The sequence below is a fragment of the Pseudomonas sp. Mn2068 genome (assembly GCF_049319725.1).
Taxonomy (GTDB): domain Bacteria; phylum Pseudomonadota; class Gammaproteobacteria; order Pseudomonadales; family Pseudomonadaceae; genus Aquipseudomonas; species Aquipseudomonas gingeri.
In genome coordinates this window covers 190,012-211,991 of sequence record NZ_JBMOUG010000003.1, presented here as the reverse complement: position 1 = coordinate 211,991, position 21,980 = coordinate 190,012, and the positions used below count along the sequence as shown (strand labels likewise).

Below are 21,980 nucleotides of genomic sequence, written 5' to 3'. Positions count from 1 at the left end.
TTGGAGAACCCTACGAGCGGGGTTCATTCGATAATAAAAAGACGGAGTACGGATTCATGGCAACTCGCGAGACAGGCAATGTGAAGTGGTTCAACGATGCCAAGGGCTACGGCTTCATCCAGCGCGAAGACGGGGCGGATGTGTTCGTGCACTACCGCGCGATTCGTGGTGAAGGCCACCGCTCCCTGGCTGAGGGGCAGCAGGTCGAGTACGCGGTGGTGGAAGGCCAGAAGGGCTTGCAGGCCGAGGATGTGGTCGGCCTGTAATACCTGCGTGCAGTGACGGCCAGCGCGGTCATGCAGGCGCCGGCTTGCCGGCGATTGGCCCTTGAGTCCGGCATCGAGCTTGCGGACGCCATCGCCGGCAAGCCGGCTCCCACGGGTTCGATGTTTCGCCGCAAGTGCCGTCAGGCCCCGTGGGAGTGGGCTTGTCGGGACGCCGCACCGCCACGAAGAGGCCCTTGAGCTCGGCATCGCCTGCCCGGGCGCCTTCGCTGGCAAGCCAGCTCCCACAAGTTCGATGTTTCGCCGCAAGTGCCGTCAGGCCCCGGTTGTGATGCTGGCCCGGGCAAGTTCCCGGTGAGTGTCACGCCGTACGCCAGGTGATCTCTTCTTCGCCATCGGCGCTGATGCGGATCCAGCGGTCGGCGCTTTCCTCACCTTCTTCCTCGACCCAGCTCCCCGGCGCGCAGCGCACTTCGACGTCCAGCGCGGCAAAGGCGGCGCGGGCGCAGGCGATGTCGTCGTCCCACGGCGTCTGGTCGCTTTCCAGGTACAGGCTGTTCCACTTGCCCACGGCCTTGGGCAGCCAGGTCACCGGCACGCCGCCCGCCTTGCATTTCCAGGTCTGGCCCTTCTGGCTCCATTCGGTGCAGGGGCCGAGCGCTGCGCCGAGCCAGGCGGCAATGGCCTTGTGGTCGACGTCAGCGTCTTTCAGGTAAATCTCGATATCGGGCTGGCGCATGGATGTCCTCGCTGCGGCTGCTGAAAAATCCATTCGCGGATTCGGTCGCTCGCCAACCCGGGTTGGCGAAGTGTGTTGTAGGGGTTATTGCAGAACGAAGTAATCGTAGCGCATCGACACGCTGACCTCGAACGGCTCGGCCTGTTCGATCACCAGGGCGCGGCGTTCGGCGCTGGCACGCCAGCCGTGCGGGGTCATGGCCAGCAGGTTGGCACGGTCCCGTGGACTGGCCAGGCTCAGCTTGAACTCCAGCACTTCGCTGTGTTGCAGCGTCATGCCCTGCGGCACCAGTGCCAGGTGCTTGTCGTCGGTGTATTCACGCACTTCGTCGTAGAGCCGCTCGCGCAGTTCCATCAGGTGACCGCTGGTCGGTCCGACTTTCATCAGGCCGCCACCGGGGCTGAGCAGGCGCCGGGCTTCCTGCCAGTCCAGCGGGCTGAAGACACTGGCGAGGAACTGGCAACTGGCATCCGCCAGCGGAATCCGCGCCATGCTGGCGATCAACCAGGTCAGCCGTGGATTGCGTCGGCAGGCACGCTTGACGGCCTCGCGGGAAATGTCCAGGGCATAACCGTCGGCGGCGGGCAGTGCCTCGGCGATCTGCGCGGTGTAGTAACCCTCGCCACAGCCGATATCGACCCAGCGCCGCGGCGCCCGCTCGGCTGCCAGTTCGGCCAGGCGCCTGGCCACCGGGGCGTAGTGCCCGGCATTGAGGAAGTCACGCCGGGCCTCGACCATCGCCTGGTTGTCGCCCGGGTCACGGCTGTTCTTGTGCTGTACCGGCAGCAGGTTCAGGTAACCCTGGCGGGCGCGGTCGAAACGGTGCCCGACCGGGCAGGCCACGCCGTTGTCGACCGCGCTCAGCGGGGCGCTGCAGAGAGGGCAGGTGAGCATCAGGCGAGCAACTTGATCAGGGTCTGGTAGTAGATTTCGGTCAGCACATCGAGGTCGCTGGCCAGGACCCGCTCGTTGACCTGGTGAATGGTCGCGTTGACCGGGCCCAGTTCCACCACCTGGGTACCGAGGGTGGCGATGAAGCGTCCGTCGGAGGTGCCGCCGCTGGTCGAGGCCTGGGTCTCGCGGCCGGTGATGGCCTTGATGCTGGCCGATACCGCGTCGAGCAGGGCCCCCGGTTCGGTCAGGAACGGCAGGCCGGACAACGCCCAGTCCACGTGCCAGTCCAGTTCGTGCTTGTCGAGGATCGCCGCGACCCGCTGCTGCAGGCCTTCGACGGTCGACTCGGTGGAGAAGCGGAAGTTGAACAGTGCGGTCAGTTCGCCGGGGATGACGTTGGTCGCGCCGGTGCCCGAGTTGACGTTGGAGATCTGGAAGCTGGTCGGCGGGAAAAACGCATTGCCGTTGTCCCAGTGCTCGGCGGCCAGTTCGGCCAGGGCCGCGGCGGCCAGGTGGATCGGGTTCTTGGCCAGGTGCGGGTAGGCCACATGGCCTTGCACGCCGCGTACGGTGAGCTTGGCGCCGAGGGAACCACGGCGGCCGTTCTTCACCACGTCGCCGACCAGCGAGGTGCTCGACGGCTCGCCGACGATGCACCAGTCCAGGCGCTCCTGGCGGGCGGCCAGGCGTTCGACCACGGCCTTGGTGCCGTGATGGGCCGGACCTTCTTCATCGCTGGTGATCAGGAACGCCACGGACCCCTTGTGGTCCGGGTAGTCGGTGACAAAACGCTCGGCCGCCACCAGCATCGCCGCGAGGCTGCCCTTCATGTCGGCGGCGCCGCGCCCGCAGAGCATGCCGTGTTCGTCGATCAGTGCATCGAAGGGATCGTTCTGCCAGGCCTGGAGCGGGCCGGTGGGGACCACGTCGGTGTGACCGGCGAAACACAGCACCGGGCCTTCGTGACGGCCATGGGTGGCCCAGAAGTTATCCACATCTTCGATCCGCATCGGCTCCAGCTTGAAACCGGCATCGCCCAGGCGCTGCATCATCAGCTTCTGGCAGTCGGCGTCGATCGGCGTCACCGACGGACGGCGGATCAGATCACAGGCAAGTTGCAGGGTCGGCGAAAGGTCGGCGTGGGCCGTCATGGGAAACTCCGGATGCTGGGGCAAGGTCGGGTAATACTTGTAGGAGCGTGGCTTGCCCGCGAAAGCGTCCTTGAGGGCGCCAAAAGCTTCGCTGGCAAGCCATGCTCCTACAGTCATCGGGTTTGGCCGTGGAATCGTGCTCGACCAAGGCGCGGAAAATGGCGGATATCTTAAAGCAAAACGGCGACCAGAGGCCGCCGTTTAGTGCATTGCATCGCGTTTATGCGGCCGGTACCTGTTCCGGTGCTTCTACCGGTTTGGGCAGCGAAGAGACAAACGCCATGACCAGTGCGGCCAGGTACGGCAGCGACTGCACCAGCAGCATGGTCACCCAGAAACGCATGTCGTTGCTCGGCAGGCCTTGCACCAGGAAGATCCCCAGCGCCGCGCCCCACAACAGCAGCATGATGAACAGCTCTTCCCGGGCTTCCGAGATCGCTACCCACAAGCCGTGGTTGTCGGCGTTCTTCGGCGTGCGGAAGAACGGGATGCTGCTGGTGAAGAAGCCGTACAGCACCGCCTTGGCAATGGTGTGCGACAACGCCAGGCCGGCCAGCGCCGCGGCGAAGGCATCCTTCATGTTGACCCCGACCGCGCGACGGTAGAGGAACAGGATCTTGCCGACCTTGAACACGAACAGCGCCAGCGGCGGGATCGCGAAAATCAGCAGCGGCGGGTCGACCCGCTGCGGCACGATGATCATCGCCGAGGACCAGAGCAGGGCACCGAAGGTGAAGAAGATGTTCATGCCATCGGCGACCCACGGCAACCAGCCCGCGAGGAAGTGATAGCGCTGGCCACGGGTCAGCTCGGTGTCCTTGCCGCGCAGCAGGCTGGCGGTGTGCCGCTTGATGATCTGGATCGCTCCGTAGGCCCAGCGGAAACGCTGTTTCTTGAAGTCGATGAAGGTATCCGGCATCAGCCCCTTGCCGTAGCTGTGGTGGTGGTAAGCCGCCGACAGGCCTTTCTCGAATACCCGCAGGCCCAGCTCGGCATCTTCGCAGATGCACCAGTCGGCCCAGCCCAGCTCTTCCAGCACCGAGCGCCGGGTCATGGTCATGGTGCCGTGCTGGATGATCGCGTCACGGTCGTTGCGCGTGACCATGCCGATATGGAAGAAGCCCTTGTATTCCGAGTAGCAGAGCTTCTTGAAGGTGCTCTCGTTCTGGTCGCGGTAGTCCTGTGGCGATTGCACGATGGCGATCTTCGGATCGGCGAAGTGCGGCACCATGTGCTTGAGCCAGTTGCGGTCGACGCAGTAGTCCGAGTCGATCACCGCGATCACTTCGGCATCCTTGGCGGTGTGCGGGATCAGGTAGTTCAGCGCGCCACCCTTGAAGCCGGCCAGCGGTGCGACGTGGAAGAAGCGGAAGCGCGGGCCGAGGGTTTCGCAGTAGGCCTGCACCGGTTCCCAGACCGCCGGGTCCTTGGTGTTGTTGTCGATGATCAGGACTTCATAGTCCGGATAGTCGAGGGCTGCCAGGGCGTCGAGGGTCTGCTTGACCATTTCCGGCGGCTCGTTGTAGCACGGCACATGGATCGAGACTTTCGGGCGGTAGTGCGAATCGCCTTCCACCGGGAGGAATTCACGCCGGCGCTTGTGGGTCCAGACCGCCTCGGCCAGTTCGTGGGCCTCGGTCAGCAGGACGATGAATACCCCCAGCGCGCCGAGGGCGAGCAGGAAGCCCACCGTCAGGCTGAACCAGGTGCTGTATTGCTGGCTGTAGTCGTAGCCGATCCATACCAGCACCGAACCGCAAAGGAAGGCGATAAAGGTCAGGAAGGTCCGGCCGCGCTGGCGCAGGGCCGAGCCGTCGATCAGCAGCATGGCCAGGGACAGCATCGCCAGGACCACCGAGCCGATGGCCAGTACCCGCCATTGCGGAATGGCGACGACCGGGCCCTCGAAGTTGAATTTCTGCTGGCGGGCCGCGTTGTACACGCCCCAGTAGGCGCCCACGGAACCTTCGTCGCTGGCCTTCCACGGCTGGTCGAAGGCCTCGATCACGAAGTAGTTGAAGCCCTGGCGGTTGAGTTTGTTCACCAGCGTGCGCAGGTAGATCGCCTGGTCAGCCTGGGTGGCATCGGCACCGCCGCGCATGCGGCCGTTGCTCGGCCAGCCGACTTCCGACAGCAGCAGGGGCTTTTTCGGGAACATGCGCTTGAGTTCGCGGGCCCGGTCCAGCACGTACTGGCCCGACTTCTCCATCGGGATGAATTCCCAGTACGGCAGGATGTGCGCGGCGATCAGGTCGACATGCTTGGCCAGTTCCGGGTTGTGTTCCCAGATGTGCCACTGCTCGGAGGTGGTGACCGGCACCTTGACGGCGGCGCGTACGCGGTCGAGCAGCACACCCAGTTCCTTGGCGGTGATCTCCTTGCGGAAGATCGCCTCGTTGCCCACCACCACGCGAACCACGCTACGCGAGGTATTGGCCAGTTCGATGGCGCGGGTGATTTCCCGTTCGTTGCGCTCCTGGTCCGGACTGATCCAGATACCCAGGGTTACCCGCAGGCCGAATTCCTCGGCCAGCTTGGGAATATCCTGCAGCGTGCCGTCGACCGAGTAGATACGGATGTTGTCGGTCAGCTTGCTGATGATCTCCAGGTCGCGACGCATATCATCGTCGGTCGGGAACTGGTCTTTCTGCGGGAACTGGCCCTGCTGGAAAGGCGAGTAGGAGAAGCCGGAAATGTGTTCAGGCCAGTCGGGGGCCGATACCGGACGGTTGATCAACGCCCAGAAACCGGTGAACAGCGCGGCGATTGCCAGCACCACCACCAGATTGAGTCCAAATTTACGCGATGACATAGATATTTCGGGTTCCCAAAGGGGCTAGGGGCTTGTACTGGAACGGTAAACAGCGCGGCGCGCATCCTACACGTGCAGTTCGCTGAACGCACAGCAAAGTGGAGGGCGGCTGAGCTTTGGCAATGGCAGTTCGTTTAAGTTCTTTCTTGAGTCTTTGTAGCTCGTTTCTTGTGAAGATGTTGTCATTTTCACTCAGGCTGCCGCCATTCGTAGCCTGAAGGTGCCTGTAACCTTCGAACGGCCCTATAATGCGCGCCGATTTTTCGGGTTATTGGTCATGAGTGCAGAAGATCCACGGTTTGCCGGCGTTGCCCGGTTGTATGGCATTGAAGGGCTGGAGCGGCTGAAGGCCGCGCATGTGGCCATCGTCGGCGTGGGCGGGGTCGGCTCCTGGGCGGCGGAAGCGATTGCCCGTTGCGGCGTGGGCGAGATTTCCCTGTTCGACCTGGACGATGTCTGCGTCAGCAACAGCAATCGCCAGTTGCACGCCCTGGACAGCACCGTGGGCCGGGCCAAGGTCGAGGTCATGGCCGAGCGTCTCAAGGGCATCAACCCGGATTGCCGTGTGCATGCGGTGACGGATTTCGTCACCCGCGACACCATGGCCGAGTACATCACGCCGGATATCGACTGCGTGATCGACTGCATCGACAGCGTCAATGCCAAGGCGGCTTTGATTGCCTGGTGCAAGCGCCGCAAGATCCAGATCATCACCACCGGCGGCGCCGGTGGGCAGATCGATCCGACGCTGATCCAGGTCTGCGATCTGAACCGCACCTTCAACGATCCGCTGGCGTCCAAGGTGCGCTCGACCCTGCGCCGCGACTACGGCTTCTCCCGTACGGTGACCCGCCATTACAGCGTGCCCTGCGTGTTTTCCACCGAACAGCTGCGTTATCCGAAGCCGGACGGCAGTATCTGCCTGCAGAAGAGTTTTGTCGGCGATGGCGTGAAGCTGGACTGCGCCGGTGGTTTCGGCGCGGTGATGATGGTCACAGCGACCTTCGGCATGGTGGCGGCCACCAAGGCAGTGGACAAGATCGTGGCGGGAATGCGGCGGCCGTCGGACCGGGTAAAGACCACCTGATGATCGTTCCCACGCCTTGCGTGGGAACGCCTCTCTGGACACTCTGCGTCCGCTGTCGTGACACCGAGCGTAGGGACGATTGGTGTTCAGGCGCGGGTCAATTCGCGCATCCGCTGCAGCACGGCGTTCAGGCCGTTGCTGCGCGACGGCGACAGTTGCCGGGAAAGCCCCAACTGGTTGAACCAGTCCGGTAGGTCGACGCCTTGCAGCTCTTCGGCGGTCAAGCCGTTGACCCGTACCAGCAGCAATGCCACCAGGCCGCGGATCATCCGCGCGTCGCTGCCGGCGACAAACCGCCAGCAGCCGTCCTGCAACAGGCCGGTCAACCAGACCTGGCTTTCACAGCCGTGTACGCGATTGGCCTCGATCTTCTCGGCTTCGCCCAGCGGTGGCAGGCGTTCGCCCCATTGCATCAGCAGGCGCGCGCGCTGCTCCCAGCCCGCCGCTCCCTGGAAGCTCTCGAGGGCGCCCCGTGCTTCGTTCGGCAAACTCATCGCAACAGGTCCAGGGCCTGGTCCAGCGCTTCGAAAAAGCGCTCGAGATCATCGGAATCGTTGTACAGCGCCAGGGATACGCGGATCGCTCCGGCCAGGCCGAGTTGTTTCATCAAGGGCATCGCACAGTGATGGCCGGCCCGGACGGCAATGCCCTGTTCGGTCAGCAGATGGGCAAGGTCGGCGTTATGCACGCCGTCGACGACAAAGCTGACCAGTGCCAGTTGCGGCTCGCCGAGCAGGCGAATGCCCTTGCGCACGTTCAGGCCTTGCAGCAGATGGGCGTGCAGCGCCGCTTCGTGGGCGAGCACGGCGGCCTGGTCCAGGCCCGCGAGATAGTCGAGGCTCGCTCCCAGTCCGATCACACTGGCAATCGGTGGCGTCCCGGCCTCGAAACCCAGCGGCGCGGAGCGGAAGCTGGCGTGCTGGTAGTCGGCGTCCTGGACCATCTCGCCGCCGAACTGCCAGTGACGCAGCTGATGCAGTGCCTCATCGCGGCCGTAGAGCACGCCCAGTCCATCAGGACCGTACAGCTTGTGACTGGAGAACACGTAGAAGTCGCAACCCAGCGCCTGCATGTCATGGCGGCCGTGCACGACGCCCTGGGCGCCGTCGACCACCGTCAGGGCGCCACAGGCCTTGGCCCGCGCCAGCAACGGCGGCAATGGTTGCCAGGCACCGAGCACATTGGACAGCTGGCTGACGGCCAGCAGCCGGGTGCGTTCACCGATCAGGCCGAGCGCCTTGTCGATATCGATCAGGCCGGCCTCGTTGATCGGCAGGATGATCAGCTTGAGGCCGCGGCGTTGTGCCAGTTGCTGCCAGGGCAGCAGGTTGGCGTGGTGTTCCAGGGCGCTGACAACCAGCTCGTCGCCCGCTTGAAAAAGGTGTTCCAGGCCATAGGCGAGGAGGTTCAGCGCCGAAGTGGCGCCGTGGGTGAAGATCACTTGCCCGCTGTCGCCGATGTTCAGCCATTGGCCGACCTTGATCCGGCTGTCTTCGAAGGCCTGGGTCGCATGGGCGCCGGGCAGGTGCTGGGCCCGGTGCACGTTGGCTGCGCCATTGGCGTAGTAGTGCGTCAGGGCATCGAGCAAGGCCTGGGGCTTCTGGGTGGTGGCGGCGCTGTCCAGATAGGTCTGGTCCTGCCGTTGCAGGGCGGCGATGGCCGGGAAATCGGCACGCCAGGGAGAGGGAATCAACATGGTGTTCGGCCCTGGTGAGCATGGGCGGGGGTCACACGAACCGTGGGAGCCGGCAAGCCGACTCCCACGGCCTGCAATCAGTTGTGCGCGTGCAACGCTTCGTTCAGCTCGATGGCCGACTTGTGGGTCTTGCATTCCACCGCGCCGGTTTCCGAGTTGCGACGGAACAGCAGGTCCGGCTGGCCGGCCAGGTCGCGGGCCTTGACCACCTTGACCAGCTGGTTGTTCTCGTCGAGCAGCGCGACCTTGGTGCCGGCAGTGACGTACAGGCCCGACTCCACGGTATTGCGGTCGCCCAACGGGATACCGATACCGGCGTTGGCGCCGATCAGGCAGCCTTCGCCGACCTTGATCACGATATTGCCGCCACCGGACAGGGTGCCCATGGTCGAGCAGCCGCCGCCCAGGTCCGAGCCCTTGCCGACGAACACGCCCGCCGATACGCGGCCTTCGATCATGCCCGGGCCTTCGGTACCGGCGTTGAAGTTGACGAAACCTTCGTGCATCACGGTCGTGCCTTCGCCGATATAGGCGCCCAGGCGGATACGCGAGGCATCAGCGATACGCACGCCGTTGGGCACCACGTAGTCGGTCATTTTCGGGAACTTGTCCACCGAGAACACTTCCAGCAACTCGCCACGCAGGCGGGCTTCCAGCTGGTGCTCGGCCAGCTCCGACAGGTCGATCGCGCCCTGGCTGGTCCAGGCCACGTTCGGCAGCAGCGGGAACACGCCGGCCAGGCTCAGGCCGTGTGGCTTGACCAGGCGGTGGGACAGCAGGTGCAGCTTGAGGTAGGCCTCGGGGGTGGAGCTCAGTTGCGCGTCTTCGGCCAGCAGGGTGGCGACCAGCGGCTTGTGGCTTTCGGCCAGGCGGGTCAGCAGGGCGGCCTGGGCGGCGTCGACACCCTTGAGGGCTTCGGCCAGTTGCGAGGCCTGGGCGGTGGTGAAGCCGATGGCCTGGTTGCCGCCGGTGTAGCCCAGTACGGGCGCGATGGCGGCGACCAGTTCGGCGGATGGCTGGATCAGTGGCTGTGCGTAGAACACTTCCAGCCAGGCACCTTGACGATTCTGGGTACCAACACCGAAGCCCAGGCTGAACAGAGTAGTGGACATGCAGTTACCTCTTGCAAAATGAGTGGGGGCCTTGAGCGCTCTGGCTCAGTTGAGGGCCGCCGCATAGCTTTCTGGCTTGAAGCCAATCAGGGTTCGGTTGCCGAGATCGAGCACCGGGCGCTTGATCATCGAGGGTTGAGCGAGCATCAGCTCGATCGCTTTCGCCTGGTCGAGATCGGCTTTGCGTTCGTCGTCGAGTTTGCGAAAGGTGGTTCCGGCGCGGTTCAGCACCACTTCCCAGCCGTGCTCGTCGCACCACTGGGTCAGGTGTTCACGGTCGATGCCGGCGGTCTTGTAATCATGGAAATCATAGGGCACCGCGTGCTCTTCCAGCCACGTGCGGGCTTTCTTCATGGTGTCACAGGCCTTGATTCCGAAAAGGTGCAACGTTTTGCTCGAAGCGGTCACAGCAATTGCCTCCCCTTTGGAGATGCCAGGGATGAAAGGTTGAAGATTATGCCATGACCGGGCCGCTTAGGCGCCCTAGTCGTGTGCGGTTACATCTTTCCCTGCGGCCGGCGATGCTGGCGCGGCGTCCGGGCGGCAGCTTAAGTGGCTAATGTGGCACTTCGACGGCAAGTTCCTGCCCTCGATACGTTTTAAAGGAATGGGTATCTGTATTTATTACGTCAGGTATCAATTCAAGTGCTTGGCTGTGCATTTATCGCGAAAGGCCACATAAGTAAGGTGATGCGACTGGCGTATGAGCCCTGCCAATCGGAGAAAGTCAGCCTGAACGCTCAGGATGCTCGTCGATGTCATGCGCCGACAGCCAAGCCTTCTTGTTTTCCTGAGTGGAGTACTCCGATGATCAGATTACCCCTGGCCTGTGTATTGGCCTGTGCATTGGGCATGGCCGATAGCGTGGCGGCCCAGGCCGCCGAACCGGCGGGTCAGCCGACGCAACAGCTGTCTGTGGCCTACCGCAGTATCCAGGTCGATGGCCTGAGCATTTTCTATCGTGAGGCCGGTCGGCCAGATGCGCCGACGCTGTTGCTGCTTCACGGCTTCCCCAGTTCTTCGCGCATGTATGAGCCTTTGCTGTCGCGGTTGGCGCAGCATTACCATCTGGTGGCGCCGGATTACCCGGGGTTCGGCCATAGCGACGCCCCCGATCCCAAGGCGTTTGCCTACACCTTCGATCACCTCGCCAGTGTGATGCAGCATTTCACCGAGGCCCTGGGCCTGAATCACTACGCCCTGTATGTGCAGGATTACGGTGGTCCTGTCGGCATGAGGATGGCCGTCGCCCACCCCGAACGCCTCCAGGCCCTGATCGTTCAGAACGCGGTGTCCCATGAGGACGGCCTGGGGCCGTTGTGGCAGAAGCGTCGCGAATTCTGGGCCGACCGGAGCAAGAATGAAGCAGGGTTGCGGGCAACCTTTTTCTCGCTGGCGACGACCCGGCAACGGCATGTTGGCGCCAACCCGCGTGTCGAGGGTTTCAACCCGGATCTGTGGACGGATGAGTTCAACTTCCTCAACCAGCCCGGTCAGGCTGACATCCAGAGCGACCTGTTCTACGACTACCGTACCAACGTGGCCAGCTATCCGAAGTGGCAGGCCTGGCTCAGGGCGCATCAGCCGCCGACGCTGGTGGCATGGGGCAAATATGACCCTTCTTTCGATGTCGCCGAAGCCGAGGCCTATCGTCGTGACCTGCCCGGAGCTGAAGTGCATGTGCTGGAAGCCGGGCACTTCGCCCTGGATGAACAGCCCGGGGAGATTGCGACCCTGGTCGAGCACTTTCTCGACAAGAACCTCAAGGCATCGGGGAAATGAAGAACTGCTGCCAAGGGGGGTGAAGCAGGCCTGCACAGACTTGCAGGAGCCTCCAAGCCAATGCTTCCTTGGCCCTACTTCACCTGCCCCAGATTCGCCTCGCTCAAATCCAGCTCCCCCAGGACCTCGCGCAAGGCGTCGTCACCAATCTGGTGATGACGCCTCAGGCTGTACAGCTCCAGCCGTTGCGCGCGCAATGCCTTCAGGCGCAGGCGCCGCTCCAGCAGATCCATCTGGAACGCCAGTGCCTGGGCCTCATCGGAATCATTGAACACCTCCAACTGATGCCGGTACTCGGACATGATCCGTGCTTTCAACTCGGCCGCCAGCGAGGCCTGGGCCGCATCCTGGGAGCCGGCCGCCTCGACCGCATCCTCGACTTCCAGCGCGCGGATCGCCGCCTCGGCGGTGCGCCGCCAGGCTTCGCGAACTTCATGGCGCCGCGCATCGTCGGGGCTTTTCGCAATATCCCGGAGCAGAATCGGCAAGGCGACACACGCCGCCACCAACGACAGCAGGATCACCCCGGCAGCGATGAAGATCAGCAGGTCCCGTTCGGGAAAATCCGCCCCCGGCGCCATCAGCAACGGCACCGACATCACGCCCGCCAGTGTCACCGCCCCGCGTACGCCCCCCACCGTCAGGAGCCAGCAGGATCGCGCCTTGGGCATCGAGGTCAGCTCACTCTTGCCGCGCCAGCGCCGTACCAGTACCGACAGGCGCCAGATGCTCTGCACCCAGACAAATCGCAGCACCAGCAACACCAGGAAAATCGCCAGCACATCCAGGCAGCGATACAGGAGGGTTGGCCACAACGAGGCTTCATGGCTGGCGACCGCCTTGACGATATCCGGCAGTTGCAGGCCCAGCAGCAGGAAGATCAGACCGTTGAAGGCGAACTCCAGCAGCGACCAGACACTGCGATTGAGCAGGCGGGTACTGGTCTGGCGCGGCAGCAGGTCGAGCCAGCTTTGCATCATCCCCGCCGCGACTGCTGAGAGGATGCCCGAGACACCGAGGCGTTCGGCCAGGACATAGGCGGCAAACGGCAACAGCAGCATGAACACCACGTGGGTCGCCGGATCGTCCCAGCCCCGGGCGATCATCCAGGCCCGCAGCCGTCCCACCAGCCAGCTCAGGACCACGCCGATCGCCAACCCGCCCACGGCCACCAGCAGGAACGTCAGGCTGGCATTGGTCAGGGAGAACACCCCGGTCACGGCCGCTGCCAGGGCAAACTTGAAGGTCACCAGGCCCGACGCGTCATTCATCAACGCCTCGCCTTGCAGCATATGCATCAAGGGCGTGGGCAGGCGGTTCTGGGAGATCGCGGAGACCGCCACGGCATCCGTCGGCGACAACACCGCGGCCAGGGCAAAGGCCACTGGCAGCGGGATAGCCGGCAACAGCCAATGGATGAAGTAGCCGGCGCCCACCACGGTGAACAGCACCAGCCCCACGGCCAGGGTCAGGATCGGTCCCTTCAGGCGCCAGAACTCGCGCTTGGGCATGCGCCAGCCGTCGGAGAACAGCAGTGGTGGCAGGAACAGGAAGAGAAACAATTCCGGGTCCAGGGCTACATGCAGGCCCAGCGTCGGCCAGGCCAGCACGGCACCCGCGGCGATCTGCACCAGTGGCAGGGGGAGTGGGATCACCCGTGCCAGCAAACGCGAAACGCCCACCAGCATCAATAGAATGAGGACGGTGTAGGCGGTTTGCATAAGGCGGCTTCTCGATCGATCAGGAGCGTATCGGGCCATCGGCCCCGGCTCGCCATCACTGGCGAGCCGACTCCTGTTAGGTTACTTGCGACGCTGGATAAACGCCCGGATCCGTTCGGCGGCTTCGACGCATTCGGCGAGCGGTGCCACCAGTGCCATGCGCACGCGGCCGGCACCCGGATTGACGCCATCGACCTCGCGGGACAGGTAGGAGCCCGGCACCACGGTCACATGTTCCTCGGCGAACAGGTCGCGGCAGAACTCGGCGTCGTCACCCTGCACATTCGGCCACAGGTAGAAGCCGCCGTCCGGACGCTGGACGTCCAGCACCGGCGCGAGGATTTCCAGCACCGCGTCGAATTTCTCCCGGTACAGCGCACGGTTGGCGCGCACATGCACTTCATCGTTCCAGGCGGCCACGCTGGCCAGTTGGGTCTGCACCGGCATCGCGCAACCGTGGTAGGTGCGGTACAGCAGGAAGCCCTTGAGGATCTCCGCATCGCCGGCCACGAAGCCCGAACGCAGGCCTGGCAGGTTCGAGCGCTTGGACAGGCTGTGGAACACCACGCAGCGCTTGAAGTCCTTGCGGCCCAGTTCGACGCAGGCGCTGAGCAGGCCGGGCGGCGGGGTCTGTTCATCGAAGTACAGCTCGCTGTAGCACTCGTCGGCGGCAATCACGAAGTCGTGTTCGTCGGCCAGGGCGATCAGCTTTTTCAGGGTGTCCACGGGGATCAGCGCGCCGGTCGGGTTGCCCGGCGAGCAGAGGAACAGAATCTGGCAGCGTTGCCAGATTTCGGCCGGTACGGCGTCGAAATCCGGGTTGAAGCCATTTTCGTCGAGGCACGGCAGGTAGTGCGGCTGGGCACCGGCGAGGAAGGCCGCGCCTTCGTAGATCTGGTAGAACGGGTTCGGGCTGACCACCAGGGCGTCAGCGCCACGGTTGACGACGGTCTGGGTAAAGGCGAACAGGGCTTCGCGGGTACCATTGACCGGCAGGACGTTGCGCGCCGGGTCGAGCCAGCCGTCGGGCACGTTGAAGCGCCGTTCGCACCAGGCCGCGATCGCCTCGCGCAGGGCGGGAATGCCCAGGGTGGTCGGGTACACCGCCATTTGTTCCAGGTTGGCCGCCAGGGCTTCGGCGACAAAGCTCGGCGAACGGTGTTTCGGCTCGCCGATGGACAGCGCGATCGGGCGCTTGTCCGCATCGGGCTTGACGCTGCCCAGCAGGGCGCGGAGTTTCTCGAACGGGTAGGGCTGCAACTGGTTCAACGCGTTGTTCATGGACATCTCGTTCAATTCGGTTGTTGCGGGAGCGGGCTTGCCCGCGAAGGGAGCACCGCGTTTTTTCAGGTCTGGCGCGTCAGCGTTCTTCGCGGGCAAGCCCGCTCCCACGGGAAGCATTCATTCAAATACTCAGGCGCTCGATACTCGGTTCGGAGTTGACGCTCAGTTGTTCGACGATGGCGTCCTGCAGACGGCTGCACAGTTGCGGGTCGGACAGGGGCTGGTTGTGCGCATCGGTGATGAAGAACACGTCCTCCACCCGTTCACCAAGGGTGGCGATCTTGGCGTTCTGCAGCGACAGGTCGAATTCCAGGAAGATCTTGCCGATCCGCGCCAGCAGGCCGGGGCGGTCCGGGGCGCTGAGTTCGAGCACGGTCACCGGGCGCTGGGCATCGTTATGGATGGTCACCTGCGGGGCAAAGGCGAAGTGCTTGAGCTGGCGCGGTACCCGGCGCTGGATGATCGTCGGGTAGTCGTCGGGGTTGCGCAGGGCGTCGGTCAGGCCGTCGCGGATCTGCTTGACCCGCTTCGGATTGTCGCCGATGGCACCACCGTCGTTGTCCAGCACGATGTAGGTGTCGAGGGTGAACTGGCTGCTGGACGTGATGACCCGGGCATCGTGGATGTTCAGGTTGAGCTGGTCCATCGCGGCCACGGTCACCGCAAAGAAATCATGCTGGTCCGGGGCATAGATGAAGATCTGCGTGCCGCCTTCGAATTCGCGCTGGGTGGTTTCCTTGATCAGTACCAGCGGGCCGCCATCGGCCGGTTGCTGGAGGATCGCGTCGCTGTGCCAGGCCACGTCGCCAGCGGTGTGGCGCAGGAAATAGTCATCGCCCAGTTGCGACCAGAGCTGCTCGACATCGTCCGGGTCGGTGCCGGCGCGCACCAGGATATCCAGGGCGGCGCTCTGGGTCTGGCGAATCTGTTCTTCGCGGTCCACCGGGTTTTCCAGGCCACGACGCAACGCGCGCTTGGTCTCGGTGTAGAGCTGGCGCAGCAGGCTGGCACGCCAGGAGTTCCAGAGGCTCGGGTTGGTCGCGTTGATATCGGCCACGGTCAGGACATAGAGATAGTCCAGGTACACGTGGTCGCCGACGATCTGCGCGAAGTCGTGGATCACCTGCGGGTCGGAGAGATCCTTGCGCTGGGCCGTGGTGGACATCACCAGATGGTTCTGCACCAGCCAGACGATCAGGCGGCTGTCCCAGGCCGGTAGCTGATGGCGCTTGCAGAAGGCCTCGGCGTCGACCGCGCCGAGTTCCGAGTGGTCGCCATGGCGGCCCTTGCCGATGTCGTGATAGAGCCCGGCCATGTAGATCAGCTCGGGCTTGGGCAGCTTGGCCATCAGCTTGGCGGCCAGCGGGAATTTCTCGGAGACCTGGGTGTACTGCAGTTTTCGCAGGTGCTTGATCAGGTTCAGGGTGTGCGCATCGACCGTATAGATGTGGAACAGGTCGTGTTGCATCTGCCCGACGATATCGCCGAACTCCGGCAGGTAGCGGCCGAGGATGCCGTAGCGGTTCATCCGGCGCAGGTTGCGGTGGATACCGATCTTGCACTTGAACAGCTCGATGAACAGGCTGGTGTTGCGGATATCGTTGCGGAAGTCGTCGTCGATCAGGTGCCGGTGTTCGCGCAGCAGGCGGATGGTGTCGGCGCGCACGCCCTTGATTTCCGGCTGCTGGGCCATCAGCACGAAGATTTCCAGCATGGCGAACGGCGTCCGCTTGAAGACGTTCGGGTGGGTCGCCTCGATGTAACCGTCGTGCAGTTGGAAGCGCGAGTTCAGCGGTTGCGGCGGCGCTTCGTCTTCCGGGGCGAGGATGACCTCTTCGAAGTGCTGGATGATCAGGTCGCTGAGCTGGGCAATGCTCATGACCACCCGGTAGTACTGTTGCATGAAGTTTTCGATGGCCTGCTTGGCGTCGTCGCCCTGGAAGCCCAGCAGCCCGGCGATGGTGCGCTGGTGGTCGAACAGCAGGCGGTCCTCGGCGCGCCCGGCGAGCATGTGCAGGGCGTAGCGGACCTTCCAGAGAAACTCCTGGGACGAGGCCAGCAGGGCGTTTTCGCTTTCCACGAGGAAGCCTTCGCCGGCCAGGGCACGCAGGTTCAGGGTGCCGTACTGGCGGCGGGCGACCCAGAGAATCGTCTGGATATCCCGCAGGCCGCCGGGCGAGCCCTTGACGTTGGGTTCCAGGTTGTATTCGGTGTCGTTGTACTTGTGGTGACGGGCCTTCTGCTCGGCGCGCTTGGCCAGGAAGAAGTCCTTGCTCGGCCACATGTGGGCGGTGCTGGTGACGTCGAGCATGCGCAGGCGCAGGCGCTCGGGCCCGGCGATGGTACGGCTTTCCATCAGGTTGGTGATGACGGTCAGGTCGGCGCGGGCTTCTTCGGCACATTCGTCGATCGAGCGAACGCTCTGGCCGACTTCCAGGCCGATATCCCAGAGCAGGGTCAGGAAACGCTCGATGGAATCGCGAAAGATCTCGTGGTCGGCGCTGTCCAGCAGGATCAGCAGGTCGATGTCCGAGTAGGGGTGCAGTTCACCGCGACCGTAGCCGCCGACCGCCACCAGGGCGATATCGGCGTCTTCGCTCCAGTCGAACTGGTCCCAGGCTTTTTGCAGGATGTTGTCGACGAACCAGGCGCGGTCTTCGATCAACCGGCGGATGTCGCGGCCACTGCGAAAGCGTGCGTCGAGGACTTCGTGGGCCTGACGGATGGCTTTCTTGAATGCCGCTATGGGGCTGGCCTTCAGGGCCAGTTCCGCCTGGAACTGGCCGCGGTCGAAGAGTTCGGGATCCACCTGCGGCATCGATTGGTTTTCCTTCGGGAATCAGGCTGAGACGCGTGGGATGGTGTCATCGCTGCGCAGGGTGAAGATCTCGTAGCCGGTTTCGGTGACCAGCAGGGTGTGCTCCCACTGGGCCGAGAGCTTGCGGTCCTTGGTGATGGCGGTCCAGCCGTCGCCCAGCACCTTGGTGTCGGCCTTGCCCTGGTTGATCATCGGCTCGATGGTGAAGGTCATGCCGGCCTTCAGTTCCATGCCGGTGCCGGCACGGCCGTAGTGCAGGATCTGCGGCTCTTCGTGGAACACCTTGCCGATGCCATGGCCGCAGAACTCGCGCACTACGGAGAAACCGTTCTTCTCGGCGTGCTTCTGGATGATTTCGCCGATATCGCCCAGGCGGCAGCCGGGCTTGACGATCTCGATCGCCTTGTACATGCATTCCTGGGTCACCTGGGACAGGCGCTCGGCCCAGACCGGCACGTTGCCGACATGGAACATCTTGCTGGTATCGCCGTGGTAGCCGTCCTTGATCACGGTCACGTCGATGTTCACGGTGTCGCCATCCTTGAGCGGCTTGTCGCCGGGGATGCCATGGCAGACCACATGGTTGACCGAGGTGCAGATCGACTTCGGGAAGCCCTTGTAGTTGAGGGGCGCGGGAATGGCCTGCTGCACGTTGACGATATAGTCGTGGCAGATGCGGTCCAGCTCCTCGGTGGTGACGCCGGGCTTGACGTATTCACCGATCATTTCCAGTACATCGGCGGCCAGCTTGCCGGCGACGCGCATTTTTGCGATGTCCTCGGGAGTTTTGAGGGTGACGGTCATACAGGCTCTCTATGCGCTCGGTGGCGCTGATAAACACGGAAAAAGGTCGAAGGCGGCAACATCCGGTCATGGAGTGGTGCGTTTCGAAACCTTGAAAAATGCGATTCTAACAGACGGACGGGGTAAATCATGACGTCCGGGCATCGCTTCTCTCTATAAACGATGGGGCATTCTGGCGCGAAACCAAGGGTCGCGCAAAAGCCCGTGGCGGGAAATGCGAATCCGGGTTCCGTTTTTGTCCTCCTTGTGGTATAAAATGCGCCGCTTTCCGGGGATACCCCGAAAGGCTTAAATCCACACACGTGTCGACACGATGACCTGGGTGCCTTCAGCTTGATGCTGCTTGGTTGGTCATTGGGATACGTGGAGGCCAAACCCGACTTATTAAGGAACTATCATGTCCCAAGTCAACATGCGCGATATGCTGAAGGCCGGTGTGCACTTCGGTCACCAGACCCGTTACTGGAACCCGAAAATGGGCAAGTACATTTTCGGCGCGCGTAACAAGATCCACATCATCAACCTTGAAAAAACCCTGCCAATGTTCAACGAAGCTCTGACTTTCGTAGAGCGTCTGGCTCAGGGCAAAAACAAGATTCTGTTCGTCGGCACCAAGCGTTCCGCTGGCAAGATCGTTGCCGAAGAAGCAGCACGTTGCGGTTCGCCGTACGTCGACCACCGCTGGTTGGGCGGCATGCTGACCAACTTCAAGACCATCCGTGCTTCCATCAAGCGTCTGCGTGACCTTGAAGTGCAAGCCGAAGACGGCACTTTCGCCAAGCTGACCAAGAAAGAGGCGCTGATGCGCACTCGCGACCTGGAAAAGCTGGATCGTAGCCTGGGTGGTATCAAGGACATGGGCGGTCTGCCAGACGCTCTGTTCGTGATCGACGTTGACCACGAGCGCATCGCGATCACCGAAGCCAACAAGCTGGGCATCCCGGTCATCGGCGTTGTCGATACCAACAGCAGCCCGGAAGGCGTTGACTACATCATCCCAGGCAACGATGACGCCATTCGCGCCATCCAGCTGTACATGGGTTCGATGGCTGACGCCGTGATCCGCGGTCGCAACAACGTTGCCGGCGGCACCGTTGAGTTCGTCGACGAAGCACCGGTCGCTGCAGCTGAGTAATTGACGCCCCAGGTCTTTAAGAAAACTCGCCGAGCGGCGATCAGGCAAGGCAAAACAGGCGAGGAACGACCGGAGTCGCGCGCGACTTTAGTCCACTAAATGAGCATTCCGAGCCTGCTTTTAACGCAGCATGATCATCGCGCAGGTAGTTTTGGACAGGGCCTGGCGTTGGCTCAGTAAGTAAAAAGGGGGCTAGGCCCCCTTTTTGCCACCTCGAAAACCATTTGTCTGGCGCGCCGCTACAGCGTCTGTAACGTGCAGTTGCTAACAAGGGTGGTTCGGGAAGAATTGAACGCCCGTTCGATCGGGTGGAATGGTTGATAACCTATCCAAGAGGAATTTTGAAATGGCAGAGATTACTGCAGCGTTGGTCAAAGAACTGCGCGAGCGTACCGGCGAAGGCATGATGGACTGCAAGAAGGCCTTGACCAAGGCCGGCGGCGACATCGAAAAAGCCATCGATGACATGCGTGCATCGGGCGCCATCAAAGCCGCCAAGAAAGCAGGCAACGTTGCTGCCGAAGGCGCTATCGCTATCAAGTGCGACGGCAAATCTGCCGTGATTCTGGAAGTGAACTCGCAGACCGACTTCCTGGCCCTGCAAGACGACTTCAAGAACTTCGTCGCTGCCAGCGTCGAAAAAGCCTTCGCTGACAAACTGACCGACGCAGCTCCGCTGATCGCCGCTCAGGAAACTGCTCGCGAAGCCCTGGTTGCCAAGGTTGGCGAAAACGTCAACATCCGTCGCCTGGCTCGTATCGAAGGTGATGTGGTCGGCGCCTACCTGCACGGCAACAAGATCGGTGTGGTCGTGGCTCTCAAGGGCGGCAACGAAGAGCTGGCCAAGGATGTTGCCATGCACGCGGCGGCAACCAACCCTGAGTTCCTGCTGCCATCGCAGGTTTCTCCTGAGGCCATCGAGCGCGAAAAAGGCGTTTTCCTGACCCTCAACGAAGAAAAGATCAAGGGCAAGCCTGAGAACATCGTTGAAAACATGGTCAAAGGCCGTATCAGCAAGTTCCTGGCCGAAGCCAGCCTGGTTGAGCAAGCTTTCGTCAAGAACCCGGAAGTCACCGTCGGTGCCCTGGTCAAGAAAGCCGGCGCTGAAATCGTTTCCTTCACTTACTTCAAAGTAGGTGATGGCATCGAGAAGCCAGTGGACAACTTCGCTGAAGAAGTTGCTGCTCAAGTGGCTGCCAGCAAGCAATAAGACGGTTTTCAACTGTCGACCCAAGAGGCTGCCCGCTTACGCGCGCAGCCTCTTTTCAAATGGGAGGAAGGTTTCTCTTTTTCCTTTCGGAACCGGCTTACAAAGCCGTGTTCTGATGGCGCTGTAGCAGCGCCAAGCTAGAGTTAGCGCAGGCTGCAAACAGCTCGCAAGATTTTTTAAACGCCGCAGGAGAGATTCGCAATGGCTCAGCAGGGCAGTGGTTATCAAGCTCGCTATAAACGCATTCTACTCAAGCTTAGCGGCGAGGCCCTGATGGGCTCGGAAGAGTTCGGGATTGACCCGAAAGTCCTGGATCGCATGGCGCTGGAAGTGGGGCAACTGGTCGGTATCGGTGTGCAGGTCGGCCTGGTGATCGGCGGCGGCAACCTGTTCCGCGGTGCCGCCCTGAGCGCTGCCGGCATGGACCGTGTCACCGGCGACCACATGGGCATGCTGGCTACCGTGATGAACGCGCTGGCGATGCGCGATGCGCTGGAACGTGCGAATATCTCGGCCATCGTGATGTCGGCCATTTCCATGGTCGGCGTGACCGATCATTACGATCGTCGCAAGGCGATGCGTCACCTCAACTCCAAGGAAGTGGTGATTTTCGCCGCGGGTACCGGCAATCCGTTCTTTACCACGGATTCGGCGGCTTGCCTGCGTGCGATCGAAATCGATGCCGACGTGGTGCTCAAGGCGACCAAGGTCGATGGCGTCTATACCGCAGATCCGTTCAAGGACCCGCATGCCGAGAAGTTCGATCATCTGACCTACGATGAAGTACTGGATCGCAAGCTGGGTGTCATGGACCTGACCGCTATCTGCCTGTGCCGCGATCACAAGATGCCGCTGCGCGTATTTAACATGAACAAGCCTGGCGCCCTGCTGAACATCGTGCATGGTGGCGCTGAAGGAACCCTGATCGAGGAAGGCCAACAATGATCAACGAACTCAAGAAAGACGCTCAAGAGCGCATGCAGAAATCCCTGGAGTCCCTGGCTCACAACTTCGGCCGGATCCGTACAGGGCAGGCTCACCCGAGCATCCTGGAAGGCGTGATGGTGCCTTACTATGGCGCGGACACCCCGATCAAGCAGGTCGCCAACATCACCGTCAAGGATGCCCGTACCCTGCAGGTCGTGGCGTTCGAGCGCAATATGCTCGGTGCCGTGGACAAGGCGATCGGCAGCGCCGGCCTGAACCTGAACCCGACCAACCTGGGCGAGCTGCTGCTGATTTCCATGCCGGCACTGACCGAGGAAACCCGCCGTGGTTTCACCAAGCAGGCCCGGGAAGAGGCGGAAAACGCCCGTGTTGCCGTGCGCAACATTCGCCGTGACGTGCTGGGCGACCTGAAGGACCTGGTCAAGGAAAAGGAAATCAGCGAAGACGAAGAGCGTCGTGCCGCCGACGAGATCCAGAAGCTGACCGACAGCTTCGTGGCTAAAATCGAAGTGGCCGTGAAGCAAAAAGAAGCGGACCTGATGGCCGTATAAGGGTCAGGACGT

The 21,980-nt window shown here is 62.6% G+C and carries 19 protein-coding genes; 7 read left to right on the top strand and 12 right to left on the bottom strand.

Features of this window, described 5'->3' with window-relative positions; all coding sequences use genetic code 11:
• The first annotated feature begins 56 nt into the window (after positions 1–56).
• Positions 57–266, top strand: coding sequence for a cold shock domain-containing protein (locus ACL9RJ_RS08955; protein ID WP_017127105.1), 210 nt, complete (start codon positions 57–59; stop codon positions 264–266).
• A gap of 319 nt (positions 267–585) precedes the next feature.
• Here the strand turns inward: ACL9RJ_RS08955 and ACL9RJ_RS08950 are convergent, their stop codons facing one another.
• The 4 genes from ACL9RJ_RS08950 to ACL9RJ_RS08935 form a co-directional block, all read right to left on the bottom strand.
• Positions 586–963, bottom strand: a complete 378-nt coding sequence (locus tag ACL9RJ_RS08950) for a hypothetical protein (RefSeq protein ID WP_017127106.1) — start codon at positions 961–963, stop codon at positions 586–588.
• An 84-nt stretch (positions 964–1,047) separates the two neighbouring features.
• Positions 1,048–1,857 carry a putative RNA methyltransferase gene (locus ACL9RJ_RS08945; protein WP_177146709.1) on the bottom strand — a complete coding sequence of 270 codons (810 nt, stop codon included), beginning with the start codon at positions 1,855–1,857 and terminating at the stop codon, positions 1,048–1,050.
• A complete protein-coding gene (gene dapE, locus ACL9RJ_RS08940) occupies positions 1,857–3,008 on the bottom strand; it encodes a succinyl-diaminopimelate desuccinylase (RefSeq protein WP_017127108.1) in 1,152 nt (383 codons plus the stop codon). Before dapE ends, ACL9RJ_RS08945 begins: the two co-directional genes overlap by 1 nt.
• A gap of 220 nt (positions 3,009–3,228) precedes the next feature.
• The gene (locus ACL9RJ_RS08935) at positions 3,229–5,820 is read right to left on the bottom strand and encodes a glycosyltransferase (RefSeq protein WP_017127109.1); all 2,592 of its coding nucleotides are present in this window, start codon (positions 5,818–5,820) and stop codon (positions 3,229–3,231) included.
• A gap of 277 nt (positions 5,821–6,097) precedes the next feature.
• Between ACL9RJ_RS08935 and tcdA the strand changes: the two genes are divergently transcribed.
• Positions 6,098–6,907: a tRNA cyclic N6-threonylcarbamoyladenosine(37) synthase TcdA gene (gene tcdA, locus ACL9RJ_RS08930; protein WP_177107332.1), complete on the top strand. Its 810-nt coding sequence runs from the start codon at positions 6,098–6,100 to the stop codon at positions 6,905–6,907.
• Positions 6,908–6,993: 86 nt separating this feature from the next.
• Here the strand turns inward: tcdA and ACL9RJ_RS08925 are convergent, their stop codons facing one another.
• The 4 genes from ACL9RJ_RS08925 to ACL9RJ_RS08910 all read right to left on the bottom strand — a co-directional run bounded on the left by ACL9RJ_RS08925 (position 6,994) and on the right by ACL9RJ_RS08910 (position 10,069).
• Positions 6,994–7,401, bottom strand: a complete 408-nt coding sequence (locus ACL9RJ_RS08925) for a SufE family protein (RefSeq protein ID WP_422765147.1) — start codon at positions 7,399–7,401, stop codon at positions 6,994–6,996.
• Positions 7,398–8,603 (bottom strand): aminotransferase class V-fold PLP-dependent enzyme, encoded by a 1,206-nt coding sequence (locus ACL9RJ_RS08920; RefSeq protein WP_017127112.1) that lies wholly within the window; start codon positions 8,601–8,603, stop codon positions 7,398–7,400. Before ACL9RJ_RS08920 ends, ACL9RJ_RS08925 begins: the two co-directional genes overlap by 4 nt.
• A 77-nt stretch (positions 8,604–8,680) precedes the next feature.
• Positions 8,681–9,715, bottom strand: a complete 1,035-nt coding sequence (gene dapD / locus ACL9RJ_RS08915) for a 2,3,4,5-tetrahydropyridine-2,6-dicarboxylate N-succinyltransferase (RefSeq protein WP_017127113.1) — start codon at positions 9,713–9,715, stop codon at positions 8,681–8,683.
• A gap of 45 nt (positions 9,716–9,760) precedes the next feature.
• Positions 9,761–10,069: an arsenate reductase gene (locus ACL9RJ_RS08910; RefSeq protein ID WP_218169588.1), complete on the bottom strand. Its 309-nt coding sequence runs from the start codon at positions 10,067–10,069 to the stop codon at positions 9,761–9,763.
• A 453-nt stretch (positions 10,070–10,522) separates the two neighbouring features.
• Here ACL9RJ_RS08910 and ACL9RJ_RS08905 point away from each other — a divergent pair, with 453 nt between their 5' ends.
• A complete protein-coding gene (locus ACL9RJ_RS08905; RefSeq protein WP_422765146.1) occupies positions 10,523–11,497 on the top strand; it encodes an alpha/beta fold hydrolase in 975 nt (324 codons plus the stop codon).
• Between the two features lie 74 nt (positions 11,498–11,571).
• On the opposite strand, the gene ACL9RJ_RS08900 is transcribed toward ACL9RJ_RS08905, so the two are convergent.
• The 4 genes from ACL9RJ_RS08900 to map form a co-directional block, all read right to left on the bottom strand.
• Positions 11,572–13,218: a Na+/H+ antiporter gene (locus tag ACL9RJ_RS08900; RefSeq protein WP_177107328.1), complete on the bottom strand. Its 1,647-nt coding sequence runs from the start codon at positions 13,216–13,218 to the stop codon at positions 11,572–11,574.
• A gap of 81 nt (positions 13,219–13,299) precedes the next feature.
• The gene (gene dapC, locus ACL9RJ_RS08895) at positions 13,300–14,499 is read right to left on the bottom strand and encodes a succinyldiaminopimelate transaminase (protein WP_212810623.1); all 1,200 of its coding nucleotides are present in this window, start codon (positions 14,497–14,499) and stop codon (positions 13,300–13,302) included.
• A gap of 124 nt (positions 14,500–14,623) precedes the next feature.
• Entirely contained in the window at positions 14,624–17,320 is a 2,697-nt protein-coding gene (locus ACL9RJ_RS08890; protein ID WP_017127117.1) for a [protein-PII] uridylyltransferase, read from the bottom strand.
• A gap of 21 nt (positions 17,321–17,341) precedes the next feature.
• Positions 17,342–18,124 (bottom strand): type I methionyl aminopeptidase, encoded by a 783-nt coding sequence (gene map / locus ACL9RJ_RS08885; protein ID WP_017127118.1) that lies wholly within the window; start codon positions 18,122–18,124, stop codon positions 17,342–17,344.
• Between the two features lie 397 nt (positions 18,125–18,521).
• On the opposite strand from map, the gene rpsB reads away from it, so the two are divergent.
• From rpsB to frr, 4 genes are all read left to right on the top strand, one after another.
• Positions 18,522–19,259, top strand: a complete 738-nt coding sequence (rpsB, locus tag ACL9RJ_RS08880) for a 30S ribosomal protein S2 (protein ID WP_017127119.1) — start codon at positions 18,522–18,524, stop codon at positions 19,257–19,259.
• A 346-nt stretch (positions 19,260–19,605) separates the two neighbouring features.
• Positions 19,606–20,469, top strand: coding sequence for a translation elongation factor Ts (gene tsf / locus ACL9RJ_RS08875; RefSeq protein WP_017127120.1), 864 nt, complete (start codon positions 19,606–19,608; stop codon positions 20,467–20,469).
• A gap of 201 nt (positions 20,470–20,670) precedes the next feature.
• Positions 20,671–21,414, top strand: coding sequence for a UMP kinase (gene pyrH, locus ACL9RJ_RS08870; RefSeq protein WP_003189161.1), 744 nt, complete (start codon positions 20,671–20,673; stop codon positions 21,412–21,414).
• The gene (frr, locus tag ACL9RJ_RS08865) at positions 21,411–21,968 is read left to right on the top strand and encodes a ribosome recycling factor (RefSeq protein WP_017127121.1); all 558 of its coding nucleotides are present in this window, start codon (positions 21,411–21,413) and stop codon (positions 21,966–21,968) included. The genes pyrH and frr overlap by 4 nt, the downstream gene beginning before the upstream one ends.
• Positions 21,969–21,980: the final 12 nt, after the last annotated feature.

Excerpts from the sequence above, each read along its gene's own strand:
- ACL9RJ_RS08955 (WP_017127105.1), top strand. The coding sequence starts at position 57 with ATGGCAACTCGCGAGACAGGCAATGTGAAGTGGTTCAACGATGCCAAG.
- ACL9RJ_RS08950 (WP_017127106.1), bottom strand. The coding sequence starts at position 963 with ATGCGCCAGCCCGATATCGAGATTTACCTGAAAGACGCTGACGTCGAC.
- ACL9RJ_RS08945 (WP_177146709.1), bottom strand. The coding sequence starts at position 1,857 with ATGCTCACCTGCCCTCTCTGCAGCGCCCCGCTGAGCGCGGTCGACAAC.
- dapE (WP_017127108.1), bottom strand. The coding sequence starts at position 3,008 with ATGACGGCCCACGCCGACCTTTCGCCGACCCTGCAACTTGCCTGTGAT.
- ACL9RJ_RS08935 (WP_017127109.1), bottom strand. The coding sequence starts at position 5,820 with ATGTCATCGCGTAAATTTGGACTCAATCTGGTGGTGGTGCTGGCAATC.
- tcdA (WP_177107332.1), top strand. The coding sequence starts at position 6,098 with ATGAGTGCAGAAGATCCACGGTTTGCCGGCGTTGCCCGGTTGTATGGC.
- ACL9RJ_RS08925 (WP_422765147.1), bottom strand. The coding sequence starts at position 7,401 with ATGAGTTTGCCGAACGAAGCACGGGGCGCCCTCGAGAGCTTCCAGGGA.
- ACL9RJ_RS08920 (WP_017127112.1), bottom strand. The coding sequence starts at position 8,603 with ATGTTGATTCCCTCTCCCTGGCGTGCCGATTTCCCGGCCATCGCCGCC.
- dapD (WP_017127113.1), bottom strand. The coding sequence starts at position 9,715 with ATGTCCACTACTCTGTTCAGCCTGGGCTTCGGTGTTGGTACCCAGAAT.
- ACL9RJ_RS08910 (WP_218169588.1), bottom strand. The coding sequence starts at position 10,069 with ATGAAGAAAGCCCGCACGTGGCTGGAAGAGCACGCGGTGCCCTATGAT.
- ACL9RJ_RS08905 (WP_422765146.1), top strand. The coding sequence starts at position 10,523 with ATGATCAGATTACCCCTGGCCTGTGTATTGGCCTGTGCATTGGGCATG.
- ACL9RJ_RS08900 (WP_177107328.1), bottom strand. The coding sequence starts at position 13,218 with ATGCAAACCGCCTACACCGTCCTCATTCTATTGATGCTGGTGGGCGTT.
- dapC (WP_212810623.1), bottom strand. The coding sequence starts at position 14,499 with ATGAACAACGCGTTGAACCAGTTGCAGCCCTACCCGTTCGAGAAACTC.
- ACL9RJ_RS08890 (WP_017127117.1), bottom strand. The coding sequence starts at position 17,320 with ATGCCGCAGGTGGATCCCGAACTCTTCGACCGCGGCCAGTTCCAGGCG.
- map (WP_017127118.1), bottom strand. The coding sequence starts at position 18,124 with ATGACCGTCACCCTCAAAACTCCCGAGGACATCGCAAAAATGCGCGTC.
- rpsB (WP_017127119.1), top strand. The coding sequence starts at position 18,522 with ATGTCCCAAGTCAACATGCGCGATATGCTGAAGGCCGGTGTGCACTTC.
- tsf (WP_017127120.1), top strand. The coding sequence starts at position 19,606 with ATGGCAGAGATTACTGCAGCGTTGGTCAAAGAACTGCGCGAGCGTACC.
- pyrH (WP_003189161.1), top strand. The coding sequence starts at position 20,671 with ATGGCTCAGCAGGGCAGTGGTTATCAAGCTCGCTATAAACGCATTCTA.
- frr (WP_017127121.1), top strand. The coding sequence starts at position 21,411 with ATGATCAACGAACTCAAGAAAGACGCTCAAGAGCGCATGCAGAAATCC.